The organism is Bacillus paramobilis (assembly GCF_038096195.1).
Lineage (GTDB): Bacteria > Bacillota > Bacilli > Bacillales > Bacillaceae_G > Bacillus_A > Bacillus_A mobilis.
In genome coordinates this window covers 3,847,409-3,865,228 of the sequence record NZ_CP151108.1, presented here as the reverse complement: position 1 = coordinate 3,865,228, position 17,820 = coordinate 3,847,409, and the positions used below count along the sequence as shown (strand labels likewise).

The following is a 17,820-nucleotide window of genomic DNA, read 5'->3' as shown; positions in this document are numbered from 1 at the left end:
ATCTCCGTCTTTTTATTATGTTGTAGGTGTATTTAATAAACGATTATATGCTTTATAGGCTGTGACGACTGCGATGAATGATCCGATTAAAAATAATGCGGAGCCGCCAAATGTAAATATCCGGCCGATATACGTCTCTCTAGCTTCTTCTATTTCTTGTAGTAATTGTGTATTCATAGTTGATCACCCCATAAACTATAGGCATTTAGTTTTAGTCTATGTGGAAAGCCTATATTGTGTGAAGTATAAATAAAAAACTCGGTATGCACCGAGTTTTTTATAATCCAATATAAGGAGAGGGGTCAACTGCGTTTGTTTTGCCGACATTCCATTCTCCAAGGTGAAGTTCGAAGTGTAAATGTTGTCCGTATGATTGGCCAGTATTCCCCATAAATCCAAGTTGAGTGCCTTGTTTTACAGTTTGTCCATTTGATACAGAACGGCTACTCATATGAGCATATACTGTCGTGTATGTTTTTCCGTTTATACGGTGAGATAAGTAAACAACATTTCCGTAACTAGATGATAATTCTGAGCGAATCACAACGCCGTCAGCAGCGGCAATAATTGGAACAGTTCCTGAAGCTGCGATATCGATTCCTTTATGGTTATCTATAGAGCGCACGCCAAAACCAGAAGTTTTTGATCCAGCTGCTGGCTTAATAAAGCCGCCAATATTTGTATCGTGTGGTGTTGGAGCTGCTTGAGCTGTTTGAGCAGATGTAGTAGCTTGTTTACGAGCTTCCTCTGCCTTACGTGCCTCTTCAGCCTTACGAGTTTCTTCTGCACGTTTTTCTTCTTCAATTGCTTTTTGAACGGCTTGACGCTGATTTTCTAAAATACCTTTGGATTCTTCTAATCCTTCAATCTCTGAATCTACTTTTGCTACTTTCGTATGTAGATCGCTAATAAATGTTTGCTGTTGTTGTTGATTCGTTTGCAACTCTTGTTGTTTTTGAACTAATTTCTGTTCAGCTTCTTTTAGTTGGTGCTCTTTTTTCTCAACAGCCTCTTTTTCTTTCGTCACAGCATTTTGATCAGTTGTTTGTTTTTTCACAATATCAGTATCGTTGTTTAAAATTAAGCTTACAGAGTACATATTATCAACAAGATCAGCGATATTTGTAGAAGTTGTTATTACCTCTGTAATAATATTTGTACGAGGTTTTTCTTGCATAGATTGTAAACGTTGCTTAATAACTTCCTGACGTGTATCTATGTTTGTTTGTAATTGCTCTATATGTTTCTTTTTTTCAGCAATTACTTGTTGTGTTTTACTAATTTCTTTTTTTGTATCGTTTAATTCAGCTTCATTTTTATTAATAGAAGTAGTTAAATCGTCAATTTTCTTTTGTAATTCTTGAATTTCTTTTTCTATTTGGTCTTTCTCAGCTGATTTATTTTGTAAGTCATTTTGTTTTCCTTCTAATTCAGATTGAATATTAGATAATTTATCTTGATTCGTTTCAGCGTATACGGGTGAAAGTAGCGGAGAAACAAAAATCGTTCCTGCTGCTAAAACACTAAACGCTGCAAATTTCTTTTTCATGGTTGTCTGGCTCCTTTCCCTATGAATGTTATATATCATAAGAAGAAGAGTGTCTATCGTTGTAATCATAATGTAAAGAAAATTTTATAAAATTGCTAAGTTTTGTCGGAATTTATCATCTTTTAATGATAATTGTCATGTTGGATGCGTTTTTTTATTCGTGCAAAAAGGATGTATTTTTTGGATTTATTTGTAAAATAAAGGGAAAAAATATTTGTTTTATATAGTAAAATAGTAGATAGGAATCCAATAAAACACTGATAAGGAATCGTTCTCATGTGAGGTTTTCTGACATGGGTTTTGTTTTTGTCAAGAAAATTATTTGCGTTCGGGCAAACTTATTTTGTTGTCAGATTTAAAATTTTGATTTATGATTTTTAACAGGGACAAAATGTAGTGAATTGTCGAATAATATGTAATACTCTTAATTTCAAGTTTTATAGAGATAGAATGAGAGATAGAGTGACACATCGAAGAGGGGGTTACAACAAATATGAAAAGAATAGGACTTGCATGGCAAATATTAATAGGACTTGCGCTAGGTATTGCAGTTGGGGCGATTTTCTTTGGCAATCCGGCAGTGGTGAGTTACTTACAACCAATTGGTGATATTTTCATCCGATTAATTAAAATGATCGTTGTACCGATTGTTGTAGCAAGTATTGTTGTTGGGGTTGCTGGTGTTGGCGATGTTAAAAAATTAGGCCGACTAGGCGGAAAAACAATTATTTACTTTGAAATTATTACAACAATTGCAATTATTGTCGGTCTATTGATTGCGAATATTTTCCAACCAGGAAAAGGCGTAAACATGGAGCAGTTAACAAAGACAGATATTTCAAAATATACACATACGACAGAGCAAGTACAAAGTCATTCATTTGCAGATACATTTGTAAATATTGTTCCAACGAACATTATGAAGTCATTAGCTGACGGAGATATGCTTGCTATTATCTTCTTCTCTGTATTATTTGGTTTAGGTGTAGCGGCAATTGGTGAAAGAGGAAGACCGGTTCTTCAATTTTTCCAAGGTGTAGCTGATGCAATGTTTTACGTAACAAACCAAGTTATGAAATTTGCACCATTTGGTGTGTTTGCACTAATTGGAGTTACAGTTTCTACATTTGGTCTTTCTTCATTAATTCCATTAGGGAAATTATTAATTGTAGTATATGGAGCAATGATTTTCTTCGTTGTAGTCGTATTAGGAATTACAGCGAAAATATTTGGAATTAACATTTTCCAATTCTTTAAGATTTTAAAAGACGAATTGATCTTAGCATACTCTACAGCAAGTTCAGAAACAGTTTTACCGAAAATCATGGAGAAAATGGAGAAGTTCGGTTGTCCGAAGGCAATTACATCTTTCGTTATTCCGACAGGTTATTCATTTAACTTAGATGGATCAACTTTATATCAAGCAATTGCGGCTATTTTCTTAGCGCAAATGTACGGTATTGATTTATCCATTACACAACAAATTACATTATTACTTGTATTAATGCTTACATCAAAAGGTATTGCGGGTGTACCTGGCGTATCATTCGTTGTATTATTAGCGACACTTGGTACAGTAGGTATTCCAGCTGAAGGTTTAGCCTTCATCGCTGGTATTGACCGTATTTTAGATATGGCTCGTACAGCAGTTAACGTTGTAGGTAACTCTTTAGCGGCTGTAGTTATGTCTAAGTGGGAAGGTCAGTATGACGCTGAAAAAGGACAGGCCTATTTGAAAGAGATTTCTAATAAGCAAGCAGCTTAATTATAATTTGAACAAGCTCTCACATAATATGTGGGGGCTTTTCTATATAGAAGGGAAGCGGACGTAATGAAACGTAAATATGGTGACGGTTCTTCGTGGAAGCGACTAATAGAGAAAGATTATACAGTTAAGCAAATAGAAGAAGGAATGCTAGGAATACTGGAAATAAAAAAGGTGAAAGAACCTAGTTGTAAAGAATATGATGGTAAGGAACTTTGTATTGCAGGGAATCAGTTTACGTGGATTCAATATTTCATAGACGGGAAAAACTTTGCGATTACAGCTATGTTAGATGATCAGAAAAAATTAGTGCAATATTATATTGATGTGGCGAAAGAATATGAAATAGACGATCGTGGTTTACCTTATTTTGATGATTTATATTTAGATGTAGTGTTATTACCGAACGGTAAAATGTATATATTGGATGAAGATGAGTTAGAGGATGCTTATAAAAGTGGCGATGTTACAAAAGAAGAGTATGAGTTAGCTTGGTGCACTACGAAATGGATAATAGCTGCAATAAAAAATAGTGAATTTTATTGGATTTCAATATTGGAAGAAGAAATCAAAAAGTTAAAATGATTGTTGTATTCAAATTTTTGCATAATTACCAAAAAAATCTATACAAAAAATAATTGACTTTTGTTTTGTAAGCGAGTAAAGTTAGGGAAGAAATTATTATTAAAAAATAAATATGAAACCTTCTTATAAAGAGAGGCGGAGGGACTGGCCCTACGATGCCTCGGCAGCGGACTCGATTTCAGAGTGCTGTGCCAAATCCAGCAAGCATGTGCTTGAAAGATGAGAAGAGCGTTTCTTATAGATGTATAAGACCTCTTCTCATTGGAAGAGGTCTTTTGTTATTCATTAGAAAAAGGTTGAAACTAGGGAGAGATGGTACTTTGAAAGAAACGAGAGGAAATGGTTTGGCTTTATTACCACTGGGGATATTTTTGGCGCTATTTATTGGTTCTGGAATTATTACAGGTGATTTCTATAAATTGCCGATACTTGTAGCAATTTCAATTGCTGTAGGGGTCGCTTTAGCAATGAATCGTAAAGAAAGCTTTAATGTAAAAGTAGAACGATTTGCTAAAGGTGCAGGGAACCCAGATATTATGATTATGGTTCTAATATTTGTGCTTGCAGGAGCATTTTCTGAAACAGCAAAAGGGATGGGCGGCGTTGATTCTACAGTTAACTTAGCGTTATCCATTTTGCCGCAAGGATTTATCGTAGCTGGAATTTTTGTTATAGGGGCATTTATTTCATTAGCGATGGGAACTTCAATGGGAACGATTGCTGCATTAGCACCAATTGCTGTAGGGATTAGTGGGCAAACTGATATCTCCATTGCACTTACGATGGCTACTGTTGTTGGTGGAGCGATGTTTGGTGATAATTTATCATTTATTTCAGATACAACAATCGCAGCTGTACGTTCGCAAGGAACAGAAATGAAAGATAAGTTTAAAACGAACTTTTTAATTGTATTACCAGCAGCGGTTATTACAATTGTACTATTAGTAATCGTTACCTTAGGAAGTGATACGCAGATTAAAGCGCATAGCTTTGACTGGATAAAGATTTTACCGTATGCAGGAGTACTTATTACAGCGTTACTTGGCTGGAATGTACTTATCGTGTTAACTGGTGGGACAGTACTATCAGGCGTTATCGGTCTTTTAGATGGAAGTTACACGTTAGAGAGTTTCTTTAAAAGTGTAACGACTGGAATGGGCGGTATGATGGAGTTAGTATTACTTGCTATTTTAATTGGCGGTATGGTCGAACTGATTCAATATAATGGTGGCATTCAATATTTAATGAATATTTTAACGCGTAACATTCGTTCGAAAAAAGGAGCAGAGTTCGGTATCGCTGGCTTAGTAAGTATGACGAATATGTGTACAGCAAATAATACGATTTCTATTATCTTTACAGGTCCGCTTGCGAAAAACATTGCAGATCAGTATGAAATTGATCCTCGTAAATCAGCGAGTGTATTAGATCTTTTCTCATGCTGTGTGCAAGGGTTAATCCCGTATGGTGCTCAAATGTTAACAGCAGCAGGGTTTGCGGCGTTATCTCCGATTGAATTGTTACCATATGCGTTTTATCCAATCTTAGTTGGAGTATGTGGAATCATTTCTATATTAATTGGTTTCCCGAGGTTTTCTAAAGTGGCGGGAAAGAAAGAATATCATAAAACAGCATAATGAAAAATGAAGTTTATGCATAGCAATGAAAGCCGTACAGAGAGTATTCTCTGTACGGCTTTTTATGTGCAATAAAAGAGTGAAACATCCTATCCAATCGTAGTTTTTGCACAAGGCTGAATGCGACTCGGTCTTAAGTCTGAGTTAAAAACGGTTCTTAAGCTCGTTATGGAAAGATGAAAAAATAGTTAAGATAAGAGTATCAAATCGAAGGGAGGCAAGCACAAGATGAAACAATTTCTAGCGTTTATCGCGGCTGGTATTTTAGCTTTAATTGCTCTTGGCAGTCTTGCTGGTATTATAGGGTTCGCAATTGGAGCAGGAGTTGTGTACTGGAGCTATAAATCATTTGTGCGAGCACAATCATTTTTTGGAAAGTTAGCTTGGGGTATTGTTGGTTTGATCGGCTTGTCCATCGCCCTTTCTCATTCCCCAGCACTAATCGGTATCGCAGCATTAGTAGTTTTATACTACGGATATCGTGAGTGGAAAAAAGAAAAAAATGTAGTTGTTGATTCTGCACCAGAAAGTTCTAAACCATATAGCAACTTTGAAGATGAGTGGAACAAGTTAATGAAAAACTAATAAAAATCAAATCAAATTTATAAAGTAGAAGAGAGGAAGATTATAATGAAACAATCTTTATTCGGACGTGTACGCGATGCAATTTTAGCAGATTTTCATAATGTGTTAGATGAGAAAGAAAGAAAAAATCCAATCGCTATGTTAAACCAATATTTACGCGATAGTGAGCGTGAAACAACAAAAATTGAGAAGTTAATTCAGCGTCATAAAACATTAAAATCTAATTTCGCTCGTGAGCTTGAGCAAGCGCGTTATTTCGTTAATAAAAGATCAAAACAGGCTATCATCGCTCAAGAAGCAGGCGAATTACAGTTACACGAACGTGCATTAGAAGAAGTAGCTTATTATGAAGGGCAAGTAACTCGATTAGAAGGAATGTATGCTGGTGTTGTAGAGCAAATCGATGAGTTAGAGCGTCGTCTTTCTGACATGAAAAATAAATTAAAAGAAATGCACGCAAAGCGCATGGAACTAATGGCACGTGAAAATATGGCACATGCAAATCGCCGTATGAATACAGCGATGCATAAAATGGATGAAAACAATCCGTTCTTACGCTTTGAAGAAATTGAAGATCATATTCGTGACTTAGAAACTCGTATGAATGAGGAGCATGAACGTGACACATTTGATATGAAGATTGCAAAGCTTGAGCGTGAAATGAAAGAAAAGAATGATGTATCGTTAACGAAAGAGTTAACAAAATAATAGTAGTATATTATAAAACAGGCTTATGATATAGTGATAGGAGAAAAGGTGTTGGAAAGCAATGCCTTTTCTTCTATGTATATGTGAAAAGAAGGGGGGGAGCTGAAATGAAGAAGCATTTTTCAAAAACACAATTAATGGGGATGCTCCTCATCATATTTGGATTCGGTCTTTTTCTTGATATGATACTTGGACATTTTGAACCAGGTGGTCTCATTTTTGCATTTATTATGCTTATGTTTGGAAGGCATTATCGTAAAAAGAATCGTTATGTACGGGGAAATGTATTTTTATTTGTTGGTGGTATCGTATTTTTATTCTTCTTATTTTCATCAGCAGCATTTGTTCTTGTCGTATTTGCTTGTTTAGCTTTAATTGGTTATCAACTGATTCAACAAGGACATCAGCAAAAAGCAATGAAGGTTGAAATTAAAGAAAAAGGGATTATAGACGAAGAGAAGCAAATATACCGTACAGAACCGTATTTAAAAAATATGTTTGTAGGGAATATACGAATGATGGATCATATTTATGAACTTGAGGATATTAATGTTCAATATGGTGCTTGTGATGTGGAAATAGATTTAACAACTGCTATGATCCCAGAAGGGGAGACGGTAATTGTTATTCGCGGTGTCGTTGGTAATATCCGTTTATATGTGCCATATGATATTGAACTGTCTTTAAATCATTCTGTTCTTGTCGGACGTGTGCTTCTGCCAGGTCATGAAGAAACAGGATTTAACCGCAATGTTACATTTAGAACAGAGCAGTATAAAGAGGCTCCTCGTCGTATTAAAATTATTTCTTCGCTTGTCGTAGGCGATACGGAAGTGAGGAAAGTATAATGAAAAAACAAAAAAATATTTCATGGATGTATATTCGTTATTCTATGCTGTCCTCTGTTAGTATCGCACTTATTTGTACAATTGTATATGTATGGAAAAGCGAGCAACAAGTGTATGATTTATTATGGAAGGAATCCATCGCTTCTGTTCCAATTGGCTTGTTTATTATGACTACAAGTTTACTTATCGGGGGAATTGTAGGATATGCAATCGGTTACTATATAGAGCAGCGTATACAAGGATTAAATACTTTTCTATTTGAAGTAGAGCGAGGGAATTTTCCGAGCGATGTTTCGTTTACTGCAGATGATGAATTTCATGAAGTGGAACGAAAAGTAATCGTTCTGGCTCGTCGATTAGAGGAGCAAGCTGGACTCTTTCAAAAAGTAACGAATGAACGAGCTCATTGGAATGAAGAGATGAGACAAGAAGCGATTTCCCAGGAAAGGCATCGATTAGCGAGGGAGCTGCATGATTCTGTAAGTCAGCAGCTTTTTGCAATGTCGATGATGATGTCGGCTATTAATGAACAAGTAGCTGAAATTCCAGAAATGACGAAAAAGCAGTTGCAGCTCGTTGAAAATATGGTTGTAAATGCACAGTCAGAAATGAGAGCATTGCTTCTTCATCTACGCCCAGTGCAGTTAGAAGGTAAGAAACTAACAGAGGGTATAGAAGAATTATTAACAGAACTGTCTAGAAAGCAACATATGAAAATTGAATGGTTAATTGAACCAATTCAATTAAAAAAAGGTGTAGAAGATCATTTATTCCGTATTGTACAAGAGGCGCTGTCTAATACTTTACGGCATGCGAAGGCAAAGAAAACGGAAGTACGTCTACGCAAAATTGAGCAATATGCAATATTGAAAATTATTGATGATGGTGTCGGTTTTAAAGTAGGGGTTAATAAGGCTGGTTCGTATGGTTTAAGATCAATGCAAGAGCGAGTTCATGAAATTGGTGGTACATTAAAAGTACTTAGTTTTCCAAATAAAGGTACACAAATAGAAGTGAAAGTACCGATTATGATTGAGAGAGGGGGAGAGTCATGATAAAGGTATTACTAGTGGATGATCATGAAATGGTTCGAATGGGTGTATCAGCATATTTATCAACGCAGCCAGATATTGAAGTAGTTGGAGAAGCTGAAAATGGAAGAAAAGGTTCAGAGTTAGCTTTGCAATTAAGACCGGATATTATTTTGATGGATCTTGTCATGGACGAGATGGATGGGGTTGAAGCAACACGTGCTATTATTCAGGAATGGCCAGAAGCGAAAATTGTAGTTGTAACGAGCTTTTTAGATGATGAGAAATTGTATCCTGTTATTGAGGCGGGAGCGACTAGTTATTTATTAAAGACATCAAGAGCGAGTGATATAGCAGACGCTGTACGAGCTACTTATGATGGAGAAACGGTATTAGAACCAAAAGTTACTGGTAAAATGATGTCTCGTATGCGTCAGAAGAAAGAACAACCTTTGCATGAGGACCTAACAGAAAGAGAGTCTGAAATTTTGTTATTAATTGCAGAGGGGAAAAGTAATCAAGAGATTGCAGACGAATTGTTTATTGCCCTCAAAACAGTAAAGACACATGTAAGTAATATATTAAATAAGCTAAATGTAAGTGATCGGACGCAGGCGGTTATTTATGCGTTTAGACACCAATTGACGAAATGATAAAGTGAAACTTTAAGCAGTAGGGGGATCCCGCTGCTTATTAGTTTGCGCCAAATCTTTTTATTGACGTTAATTAATGTAAGCGTTATCGTTAAGTTGTTAACAGTACATACAAAGGGGAGAATGTATATGTTAGTTCAAACTATATTTGGCATGGATAAGTCTAAAAAATTAGGGGATTATGTGAACGCATTGCAATCGCTTTGTGAACAATATAATGTAGAAACCGATAAAATTGCAATTGTTGAGGCGACAGAAGAGTACTATTTATTTTTAGTGAAACAAGAAGATTGCTACGATGTTGTCAAAGTAGAAACAGTGGATACAAATATCGACTATTATACGAAAGCTTATAAAATAAGCAGTTTTAACCATACTGCTTTTCAAATGTAAAAAAACTCCCGAAAGGGAGTTTTTTTAGGATGCTTTTACTTCATGAGATTCGGTTAGTAAGGGCACTCTTTTCGCACCACTTGACTTAGCGATTATAAGGCCAATAAGAGCTCCGGCTAATGCTGGTATGAGCCAACCTATTCCTTCCTTATATAAAGGGATAAGTTCAAAATATGGTGTGATAAATGAAACTGAAATACCACCTTGTTTTAATCCATCAAATACGCTTACGATTGCTGCTCCAATTAAAGCACCTACATAAACAGAGCGATATCCACCGAAATATTTATGAAGTAATGATAGTAGAACAAGTACAATTGCAATTGGATATACAACAAGTAGAATTGGAACAGAGATGGCGATAATTTTTGTTAATCCTAAGTTGGCAACTAATAATCCTAATGCACAAATGATGCTCGCGAATATTTTGTATGAAAATGTAGTCAATAAGGTTGAGAAATACTGACTACATGCAGATACAAGTCCAACACATGTCGTTAAGCAAGCGAGTGTAACGATAAGAGATAATAGAAGTAAACCGTATGGACCGAATAATTGTTGTACGATAACAGTAAGTAATTGTCCTCCATTTTTTGCATATCCGAGAGAGACGCTAGTTGCACCGAGCCAGCCAAGTGCACCATATACAAGTACGAGACCAGTAGCGGCAATAAGTCCTGCTTTCGCTGTTGAGATGGCAATGGATTTACGATCCTTTACACCTTTAGAGCGAATGGCATTTACAACGATAATTCCAAATGCAAGTGCAGAAATGGTATCCATCGTTAAGTATCCTTCCATAAAGCCTTTGAAGATTGGAGAAGTTTGATACTCTTGCATTGCTGGTCCGGATTGCCCGAGTGGTGTAAATACACTTTTAACAAATAATAAGAAAATAGAAAGTAATAAAATAGGTGTTAATATATTTCCGATGCGATCGACAAGTTTAGATGGATTTAAACTAAGCCAAAATACGATAGCGAAGAAGACGACAGTGTATAAAAATAGTGCTAGGTTACTAGAGCGAATTGTTTCTGGTAAGAAGGAACTAACGCCCATTTCATAAGCGACATTCGCAACACGTGGAATTCCCATAGAAGGACCGATTGCGATGTATACAACTACAGTAAAGAAAATTCCGAATAATGGGTGAACATGACTTGCGAGTTGTTGCATACCGTTTCCTGATAAAGAAATTGCAATAACAGTTAATAATGGTAAACCGACTCCTGTTAGTAAAAATCCAATCATTGCCGGCCAAAAATTTTCACCTGCATTTTGTCCAAGCATGGGAGGGAAAATTAAATTACCTGCCCCAAAAAATAAAGAAAATAGCATAAGACCCGTGAAAAAAATGTGTTTTTTTGATACAGTGTTCATTGTTTTTCCTCCTTTTTTAAATTCATTTGTAAGAACACAAAAAACTCGTCCCTAAAGAAAGGGACGAGTTATATTTACCCGCGATACCACCCTAATTTATACATGTAGAAATGAGTCTATATGTATACGGCTTTACAACGTACAACATGATACGTGTTCCTTGTAACGGGGGACAGCCGGTAAGAACTTACTGTAACATTCGGTTCTACTTCTCGGAGATGATTTTCGGCTACGCACTGAACGTTGGCTTTCAGCAATTCGCCAACTCTCTGGGGGACAGTCCTATAACGTACTCGTTCTCGTCAATGAATTTTTATTCAAGTATTCTGACAGTATTGTTGCATGTTTTTTTTTGAAAGTCAATATATTTTTTGAAAGGCATATTTATATACGGAAATATTGGATGTGATATTCGTTGATGTGAAGGGAATAGTGAATTGTAAAACGGGAGTAAAAATTTGTAGAGAATTGTAAAATTTGTAGAGAAAGTTGATATTTATAGGAGTGAAGAAGGTATTGTTTGAATTTACAGAGAATAATACAACAATCCACTTGCTGGAAAGAACAAACCAAAAGAGGTGACTGAAATGCTTGCGATGGGAGTATTATTTGGCATTATTGCTATAATTGGTTTTATGTGGTTATATTATTCGCGTTCGTTTAAACAAGCAGAAGTTTTACTCTTTCAAAAAGGTAGTTTATTGACAAATCAGTCTAGATATTTAGTATGTCCGAAGTGTGGAAGTGCACAGGCCAGAAGTGGAGGATATCAAGAGTGTTGCAAAATTAGATTATGAAGGAAGGAAGCCTCACATTATTTTGTGAGGCTTCCTTCCTTACAATTTCATGGCACTCCAAATTGTCCACCGATCTCTTTCAATGATAGGAGAGATGTTTTGTAAGGCGGTCTGGATCTGTTGTAGAAGTTGAGAAAGTTCATGGTCTGTTAATTCGTATAGAATGGACCGACCTGTTCGAGGTGATAAATCTTGTAACAATGCTTCTACAGAATCATGTATTTTGCGTACTTCCCATTGTGTTTGAGTAGGGAACACGTGAAGGAAATATTTTTGTAATTCTTGTTGTATCGTGGTGGTTTTTGGTCTCCTTGTTGCTTCTATTTCAATAAGTTTTGGAAAGATGGAGAAAAAATATCCACGAATGTGTTCGGGGCTTCCTGGAATTGTACAATCTTCAATGGTGCGGTCTTGTACAATGAGTACACCGTTTTTCTTTAATATACGAGAAGCTTCACGTAGAAATGTAGGAATGTCTTGTAAATGATGAATAACTGCGCGCGAAATAACAATGTCGAATGTTTCATTAGGATATGGGACGCTATGTGCATCACCGTGAATGAAAGAAATGTTTGGAAAACCGCTACAATTTTCTTTTGCTGCCTGTAATATCTCTTTTGAAAAGTCAAGCCCAACAACACTTTTTGCTCCCATAAGGGCGAGTTCTTTCGTATAAATACCGCCACCACAGCCGATATCGATTATTTGCTTGTTTTGTATATTTGTAATACTCTTTATCATTTCACCCCAAGAAATATGGGCGTCTCGCTGTGCGTATGTGTATTTATTATTTGCATCGTGAAAATTAATGGACATGAAAAAGACCCCCTTTCAATGCTTAGTATAGCGTATTTTATAGTGTGTCACGTTTTTGTTTTTTGTATGAAGATTATAAGGATTTCTTATTGTAAAGGGAGGATTAAGTTGAAAAGGAAATATGTATTATTATTGTTGTTTGCTATGTTACTAGCATCTTGTAGTCAAGTTGAGCAAAAAAAAGAAACAAAAAAAGTAGAAGAGACGGTGAATGAAGTGAAAGAAACAATAGGGGTAACCGTTATACAAAAAAAACATAAAGAGAAAAAGTTACAGGAATCAGAAGCTAAGTTAGTAATAGACATTATAGATAAAGCGGAAAAACAAGACGTAACAGGTAGTTTTGGTGAGCCGGAATATGAAATGCAAATTAGTAGAGATGGAAAAAAAGAAACCTATTATGCTTGGCTAAGAGGAGAAGATAGACGAGGATGGCTACAATATAAGAACGCTATGTACATGCTAAATAAAAAAGATACGGAAAAGCTATTAGCTATATTTCCAAATGTTTCAGAACCAAAAGAAGATGAGATGCAGGCAGGTCCTTTAACGGAAGTAACAAAAAAAGATTTGCAGATTACCGCGTTTCATATTAAAGCAGGTGATCAAAATGTGAATTATACGGTACGGTATACGATTTCACAATCACTATACAACAAGTTAGAGAAGGAACAAGAATATTATTTGCAAGTCATTTTCCCAGAAAAAGTTCAAAAATTAATTGGAGCAAAAGAGAGTGGGAAAATTTTAGGTGAAAAGGTAAAGGAAGGATATAAACAGTATGAATTACATGCTACTGTTCCGATAAAAGATGCTTCAGAATCACAATTAAAGTCATTAGAAACCTATTATGAAAATTATGATTTAAAAATATTAAATAGTAAAAAAGAGAAAATAGGTGTTTTTCAAAATATCATCCAAATTGTTAAAGAGTATGGTGAAAAAATGGATTTACAAAGATAAAGTGAAACTTTAATTAGTCCTGGAGGATCGGGATGAATGTAAAGTCGTAAAGTCTATATGACCTTTCCTAGGAAATGATAATAGAGAGGGGAGTCCCCTCTCTATTACTTTGCTTTTGCAGATGGCTCATTCATTGATTTTCGCGTAATAAGAAAAGAAATCATAAGAGCGGAAAGGATGATAAAAGCAATAAATATGTGATTTGGCAACAAATCTAATAATAATACGTAGCTAACGGTATAAAAAATAAGAGTTGAAGCTAAAAATGATAGAGCGCCTATTATGAGTGATTGTAAATTCATTCGTATACACCTCCTTTTATTTATATTTTTGTCTAAAAATGGATTATATAAACATTATTTCTAACAATAGAAAAAAATATGTCATAATAGAGAAAGAACCGGCGTTAATGAATAAATATGATTCATTAATGAGAGATAAAGGAGAGGAATATGAAAAATAATAAAAAAGGATTATGGGGAATTGTTGTTGCCATAGGTTTATTTTTACTTTCTAAGTTAAAGTGGGTATTTGCAATCTTTAAATTAGCAAAGTTTTCAACGGTATTTAGTATGTTTCTATCACTTGGTGCATACGCAGTTATATATGGGTGGAAATTTGGAGTAGCGCTCATTTATTTGTTGTTTATCCATGAAATGGGCCATTTATGGGCTGCGAAAAGAAAAGGTATACCAACATCACCAGCAATATTTATTCCATTTATGGGTGCTCTTATTGGGATGAAAGAGATGCCGAAAAATGCAAAAGATGAAGCTTATATCGCCTATATGGGACCTCTTTTCGGATTGTTGTCATTTTTGCCTGCAATTCCACTTTATATAATAACGAAAGAGCCATTTTGGGCATTAATTATTTTGCTTGGAAGTATGATTAACTTCTTTAACTTGATTCCAGTTTCTCCATTAGATGGTGGACGAATTATCTCAGTTGTAAGTACAAAGATTTGGGGAGCGGGTCTTATTGTATTGCTCGGTTATTCCATTTACTTTAAAAGTATTTTAGGAGGATTTATTGTTATTATCGGCTGTATGGAATTATATAGAGTAATAAAGCGAGATGAGCCGATTAAGGAATTAGGATATAGAATTGATGGAATGAAAGAATATATTGCAAGGCTTGAAGAGGAATTAAAAGAAACGGGTGCAGTACATCGAAATATATATATGATGCAACATGAAATAAATGTATTAAGGCATAAAGAAAGAGAGAAAGAATTAAAAACAGGAGAACTTCAAAAGATTGAAGTGTTAGAGTATCTTTTACCGAAGTTTGAGCCGCTTGATTACGTTCCATATGAAGATGAACAAGAAACGCATACAATTCATATAAGAGAAGCATTTGAAATATCAGAAAGAAAATTACAAGAATGGGATACAGAAAAGAGACAACAGGAAAACTATTACAAAGTGGATACGAAAACGAAATGGACGGTATTTGCTAGTTATATCGGATTAATGGCTATACTCGGTTACGCAGCTTATGAAGGGTATATGGTTTTACAAGAACATTTGCCAACGAGGAATGTATAGAAAAATATTGTCGAAATGATAGGAAGAATTTATACAGGAATTATATTTCTACGAGAGAATGTTACAAGTATAGTACTACATTGTAATATCTCTAGTAGAGAAGGGGTTCTGTATATGAAGAAATTGTTACGTGTATTCGGGATTATTATCGTGATGATCATTGCGAGTTATAGTCTTATGAAAGTGCTGTTACATTATGCGAATAAGCCTGCTGAGGTAAATACGATAGCTCAAATAGAAGATGTACAAGAAGAAACAAAAGTACTGGATTTTATTCGTATGACACATGAAAGTTATAATAATTTCTTAAATTATGGTAAAGCAGAGAATTATACAGAAGGGGACTGGAACCAATTGAAACAATGGTTTCAACAGCAAGAATCCTCTTTAAAAAATATACATACGGAAATAAAGAATGAAAAAATAAAACGTGATGTAAATAGAAGCTATGAAATTGCAAAAAAAGGTGTGGAACTTCAAAATGTTGAGTATGTAGTTTATGCGCATCGTGTATACCACGACTTGGATATTATCGTAAATAAATATAGAGGTGAAACGAATATCTGGGGGTATACAGAATTTGGAGATGGGAAAGATATAAGGGTAATTGAACAAGCTATTCAGTCTAAATAATAAGCTAGCTAGCATTCTAGTTGGCTTATTTTCTTTTGTAAGTGCAATGTTCATATATTTTTCACAAAAACACCGTGTGAATAGTGATTAAAATCACAATATGTACTATACAATTCAGTTAAACTAAAAACAGTTAAGGAAATAGAGGAGTGGGATACAATGTTAAGTACAAAAACAATTGAAATCGTAAAGTCAACAGTACCATTATTACAAGAAAAAGGCGTTGAAATTACAACGAGATTTTATCAAATTTTATTTTCGGAACATCCGGAGTTATTGAATATTTTCAACCATACAAATCAGAAAAAGGGAAGACAACAACAAGCGCTAGCGAATGCTGTTTATGCAGCTGCAACGTATATTGATAATTTAGAAGCTATTATTCCAGTTGTAAAACAAATTGGTCATAAGCATAGAAGTTTAGGTATTAAAGCGGAACATTACCCGATTGTAGGTACATGTTTACTACGCGCAATTAAAGAGGTTGCAGGTGCACCTGATGAAGTTTTAAATGCATGGGGAGAAGCTTATGGTGTCATTGCTGATGCATTCATTAGCATTGAAGCAGAGATGTATGAAGAAGCGGCACATAAAGAAGGTGGATGGAAAGATTTCCGTAACTTTGTAGTTGTTAAAAAAGTTACGGAAAGCGATGTTATTACGTCATTTTATTTAAAACCTGAAGATAGCGGGAAAGTTTCTTCATTCATCCCAGGACAATATGTAACGATTCAAATAAATATCGAAGGTGAAACATATACACATAATCGTCAATATAGCTTATCAGATGCTCCTGGAAAAGAATATTATCGTATTAGTGTAAAAAAAGAAAAAGGTGTAGATACACCGGATGGTAAAGTATCTAACTACTTACATGATCATGTAGAAGAAGGGGATATGTTACCAGTAAGTGCACCAGCAGGAGATTTCGTATTAAATATGGATTCAACTTTACCAGTTGTACTAATTAGTGGTGGAGTAGGGATTACACCGATGATGAGTATGCTAAATACGTTAATTGAACAAGACACAACACGTAATGTATGTTTTGTTCATGCAGCGATAAATAGTAATACACATGCAATGAAAGAACATGTTGAGGCAGTAGATAATAAATACGAGCAAGTTAAAGCGTACACTTGCTATTCTGCACCAACTGAAAAAGATTTGGAAATGAAGACCTTTGATAAAGAAGGTTTCGTTGAAGCAGAATGGTTACAAACTATTATTCCGGCAACGGAAGCAGAATTTTATTTCTGTGGTCCCGTACCATTTATGAAACATATAAATGCTGCACTAACTGATTTAGGTGTGAAACAAGAGCATATTCATTATGAATTTTTCGGTCCAGCAGCAAGTTTACAATAAGATAGATTTGAATAAGCGAAAAACGAGGTATTATTTTACCTCGTTTTTTATTTGTTCTCGTAATAGTCGATTTACCGTTTCACGGCGTATACCAATCAGTTGGCCGATTTCAGTTTGCGTTAATATTTCATATATAGGAATGTCACCTAAATATAGTGTGAACCATTCTTGTAAACGATGAAGACGTTCTTTCGGAGAGACGGTTGTCAATTGATCGATACGCTGCTGCATCATTCTTAATTTTGATTGTAATTGCATAGCGATATTTGCGTATGATGCGGGATTTGCCTGAAGTTGATCGTACCATTCACTACTAATGATAGGTTCAACTTCTGTTTTCATTAAAGCGATTGCTGTACCGTGATACTCCTTCGGTGAAATTAAAGAATGGTGAGGTATCGTTTCACCTGGAACAATAATGTTGAATAAAAATGGTGTTCCATCTTCTTCGATCCTTACTACTTTTAATAAGCCTGTTTTTATAAAATATAAAGGACCGTCCTCGCCTTGACGAAATAGTACATCTCCTTTGTGTAGAATCAATGTTAGCCCCCCATTT

Annotated in this window: 20 protein-coding genes, 1 riboswitch and 1 other annotated feature; of the genes, 14 read left to right on the top strand and 6 right to left on the bottom strand. The window is 35.2% G+C overall.

Features of this window, described 5'->3' with window-relative positions:
- Positions 1–15 precede the first annotated feature (15 nt).
- Positions 16–177, bottom strand: a complete 162-nt coding sequence (locus AABL52_RS19715) for a hypothetical protein (RefSeq protein ID WP_002071034.1) — start codon at positions 175–177, stop codon at positions 16–18.
- Between the two features lie 100 nt (positions 178–277).
- Positions 278–1,549, bottom strand: a complete 1,272-nt coding sequence (locus AABL52_RS19710; protein WP_341518240.1) for a murein hydrolase activator EnvC family protein — start codon at positions 1,547–1,549, stop codon at positions 278–280.
- Positions 1,550–2,042: 493 nt separating this feature from the next.
- Here AABL52_RS19710 and gltP point away from each other — a divergent pair, with 493 nt between their 5' ends.
- The 9 genes from gltP (at position 2,043) to AABL52_RS19665 (ending at position 9,754) form a co-directional block, all read left to right on the top strand.
- Positions 2,043–3,314 (top strand): glutamate/aspartate:proton symporter GltP, encoded by a 1,272-nt coding sequence (gene gltP / locus AABL52_RS19705; protein WP_000821135.1) that lies wholly within the window; start codon positions 2,043–2,045, stop codon positions 3,312–3,314.
- A gap of 66 nt (positions 3,315–3,380) precedes the next feature.
- The gene (locus tag AABL52_RS19700; RefSeq protein ID WP_341518239.1) at positions 3,381–3,899 is read left to right on the top strand and encodes a DUF402 domain-containing protein; all 519 of its coding nucleotides are present in this window, start codon (positions 3,381–3,383) and stop codon (positions 3,897–3,899) included.
- A 120-nt stretch (positions 3,900–4,019) separates the two neighbouring features.
- A riboswitch (SAM riboswitch) is annotated at positions 4,020–4,125 on the top strand.
- Between the two features lie 94 nt (positions 4,126–4,219).
- A complete protein-coding gene (locus tag AABL52_RS19695) occupies positions 4,220–5,536 on the top strand; it encodes a Na+/H+ antiporter NhaC family protein (protein WP_341518238.1) in 1,317 nt (438 codons plus the stop codon).
- A 228-nt stretch (positions 5,537–5,764) separates the two neighbouring features.
- A complete protein-coding gene (locus AABL52_RS19690; protein ID WP_000808634.1) occupies positions 5,765–6,121 on the top strand; it encodes a hypothetical protein in 357 nt (118 codons plus the stop codon).
- Positions 6,122–6,166: 45 nt separating this feature from the next.
- Positions 6,167–6,829 (top strand): PspA/IM30 family protein, encoded by a 663-nt coding sequence (locus tag AABL52_RS19685; RefSeq protein ID WP_097843808.1) that lies wholly within the window; start codon positions 6,167–6,169, stop codon positions 6,827–6,829.
- A gap of 107 nt (positions 6,830–6,936) precedes the next feature.
- Positions 6,937–7,677, top strand: a complete 741-nt coding sequence (gene liaF / locus AABL52_RS19680) for a cell wall-active antibiotics response protein LiaF (protein WP_000716092.1) — start codon at positions 6,937–6,939, stop codon at positions 7,675–7,677.
- Positions 7,677–8,732 carry a sensor histidine kinase gene (locus tag AABL52_RS19675; protein WP_000744332.1) on the top strand — a complete coding sequence of 352 codons (1,056 nt, stop codon included), beginning with the start codon at positions 7,677–7,679 and terminating at the stop codon, positions 8,730–8,732. The genes liaF and AABL52_RS19675 overlap by 1 nt, the downstream gene beginning before the upstream one ends.
- Positions 8,729–9,361, top strand: a complete 633-nt coding sequence (locus AABL52_RS19670; RefSeq protein WP_000598708.1) for a response regulator — start codon at positions 8,729–8,731, stop codon at positions 9,359–9,361. Before AABL52_RS19675 ends, AABL52_RS19670 begins: the two co-directional genes overlap by 4 nt.
- Before the next feature lie 54 nt (positions 9,362–9,415).
- Positions 9,416–9,754, top strand: coding sequence for a DUF3922 domain-containing protein (locus AABL52_RS19665; protein WP_341519739.1), 339 nt, complete (start codon positions 9,416–9,418; stop codon positions 9,752–9,754).
- Positions 9,755–9,778: 24 nt separating this feature from the next.
- On the opposite strand, the gene brnQ3 is transcribed toward AABL52_RS19665, so the two are convergent.
- Positions 9,779–11,134 carry a branched-chain amino acid transport system II carrier protein BrnQ3 gene (brnQ3, locus tag AABL52_RS19660; RefSeq protein WP_341518237.1) on the bottom strand — a complete coding sequence of 452 codons (1,356 nt, stop codon included), beginning with the start codon at positions 11,132–11,134 and terminating at the stop codon, positions 9,779–9,781.
- A gap of 56 nt (positions 11,135–11,190) precedes the next feature.
- Positions 11,191–11,449 (bottom strand) — a binding site (T-box leader).
- A 272-nt stretch (positions 11,450–11,721) separates the two neighbouring features.
- On the opposite strand from brnQ3, the gene AABL52_RS19655 reads away from it, so the two are divergent.
- On the top strand, positions 11,722–11,931 hold the full coding sequence (locus AABL52_RS19655) for a hypothetical protein (protein ID WP_000880630.1): 210 nt from the start codon (positions 11,722–11,724) through the stop codon (positions 11,929–11,931).
- A gap of 39 nt (positions 11,932–11,970) precedes the next feature.
- Here AABL52_RS19655 and AABL52_RS19650 read toward each other — a convergent pair whose 3' ends face one another.
- Entirely contained in the window at positions 11,971–12,747 is a 777-nt protein-coding gene (locus AABL52_RS19650) for a class I SAM-dependent methyltransferase (protein ID WP_341518236.1), read from the bottom strand.
- Between the two features lie 108 nt (positions 12,748–12,855).
- Between AABL52_RS19650 and AABL52_RS19645 the strand changes: the two genes are divergently transcribed.
- Positions 12,856–13,710: a hypothetical protein gene (locus tag AABL52_RS19645; protein ID WP_000824717.1), complete on the top strand. Its 855-nt coding sequence runs from the start codon at positions 12,856–12,858 to the stop codon at positions 13,708–13,710.
- Between the two features lie 104 nt (positions 13,711–13,814).
- Here the strand turns inward: AABL52_RS19645 and AABL52_RS19640 are convergent, their stop codons facing one another.
- Positions 13,815–14,012, bottom strand: coding sequence for a hypothetical protein (locus AABL52_RS19640; protein WP_001053351.1), 198 nt, complete (start codon positions 14,010–14,012; stop codon positions 13,815–13,817).
- Between the two features lie 150 nt (positions 14,013–14,162).
- Between AABL52_RS19640 and AABL52_RS19635 the strand changes: the two genes are divergently transcribed.
- The 3 genes from AABL52_RS19635 to hmpA all read left to right on the top strand — a co-directional run bounded on the left by AABL52_RS19635 (position 14,163) and on the right by hmpA (position 17,261).
- Positions 14,163–15,260: a site-2 protease family protein gene (locus AABL52_RS19635; protein ID WP_341518235.1), complete on the top strand. Its 1,098-nt coding sequence runs from the start codon at positions 14,163–14,165 to the stop codon at positions 15,258–15,260.
- 114 nt (positions 15,261–15,374) lie between these two features.
- Complete coding sequence (locus AABL52_RS19630) at positions 15,375–15,893, top strand: hypothetical protein (protein WP_000735431.1); 519 nt, start codon at positions 15,375–15,377, stop codon at positions 15,891–15,893.
- A 159-nt stretch (positions 15,894–16,052) separates the two neighbouring features.
- The gene (gene hmpA, locus AABL52_RS19625) at positions 16,053–17,261 is read left to right on the top strand and encodes an NO-inducible flavohemoprotein (protein ID WP_341518234.1); all 1,209 of its coding nucleotides are present in this window, start codon (positions 16,053–16,055) and stop codon (positions 17,259–17,261) included.
- Between the two features lie 30 nt (positions 17,262–17,291).
- On the opposite strand, the gene AABL52_RS19620 is transcribed toward hmpA, so the two are convergent.
- On the bottom strand, positions 17,292–17,804 hold the full coding sequence (locus AABL52_RS19620) for a Crp/Fnr family transcriptional regulator (RefSeq protein WP_000600576.1): 513 nt from the start codon (positions 17,802–17,804) through the stop codon (positions 17,292–17,294).
- Positions 17,805–17,820: the final 16 nt, after the last annotated feature.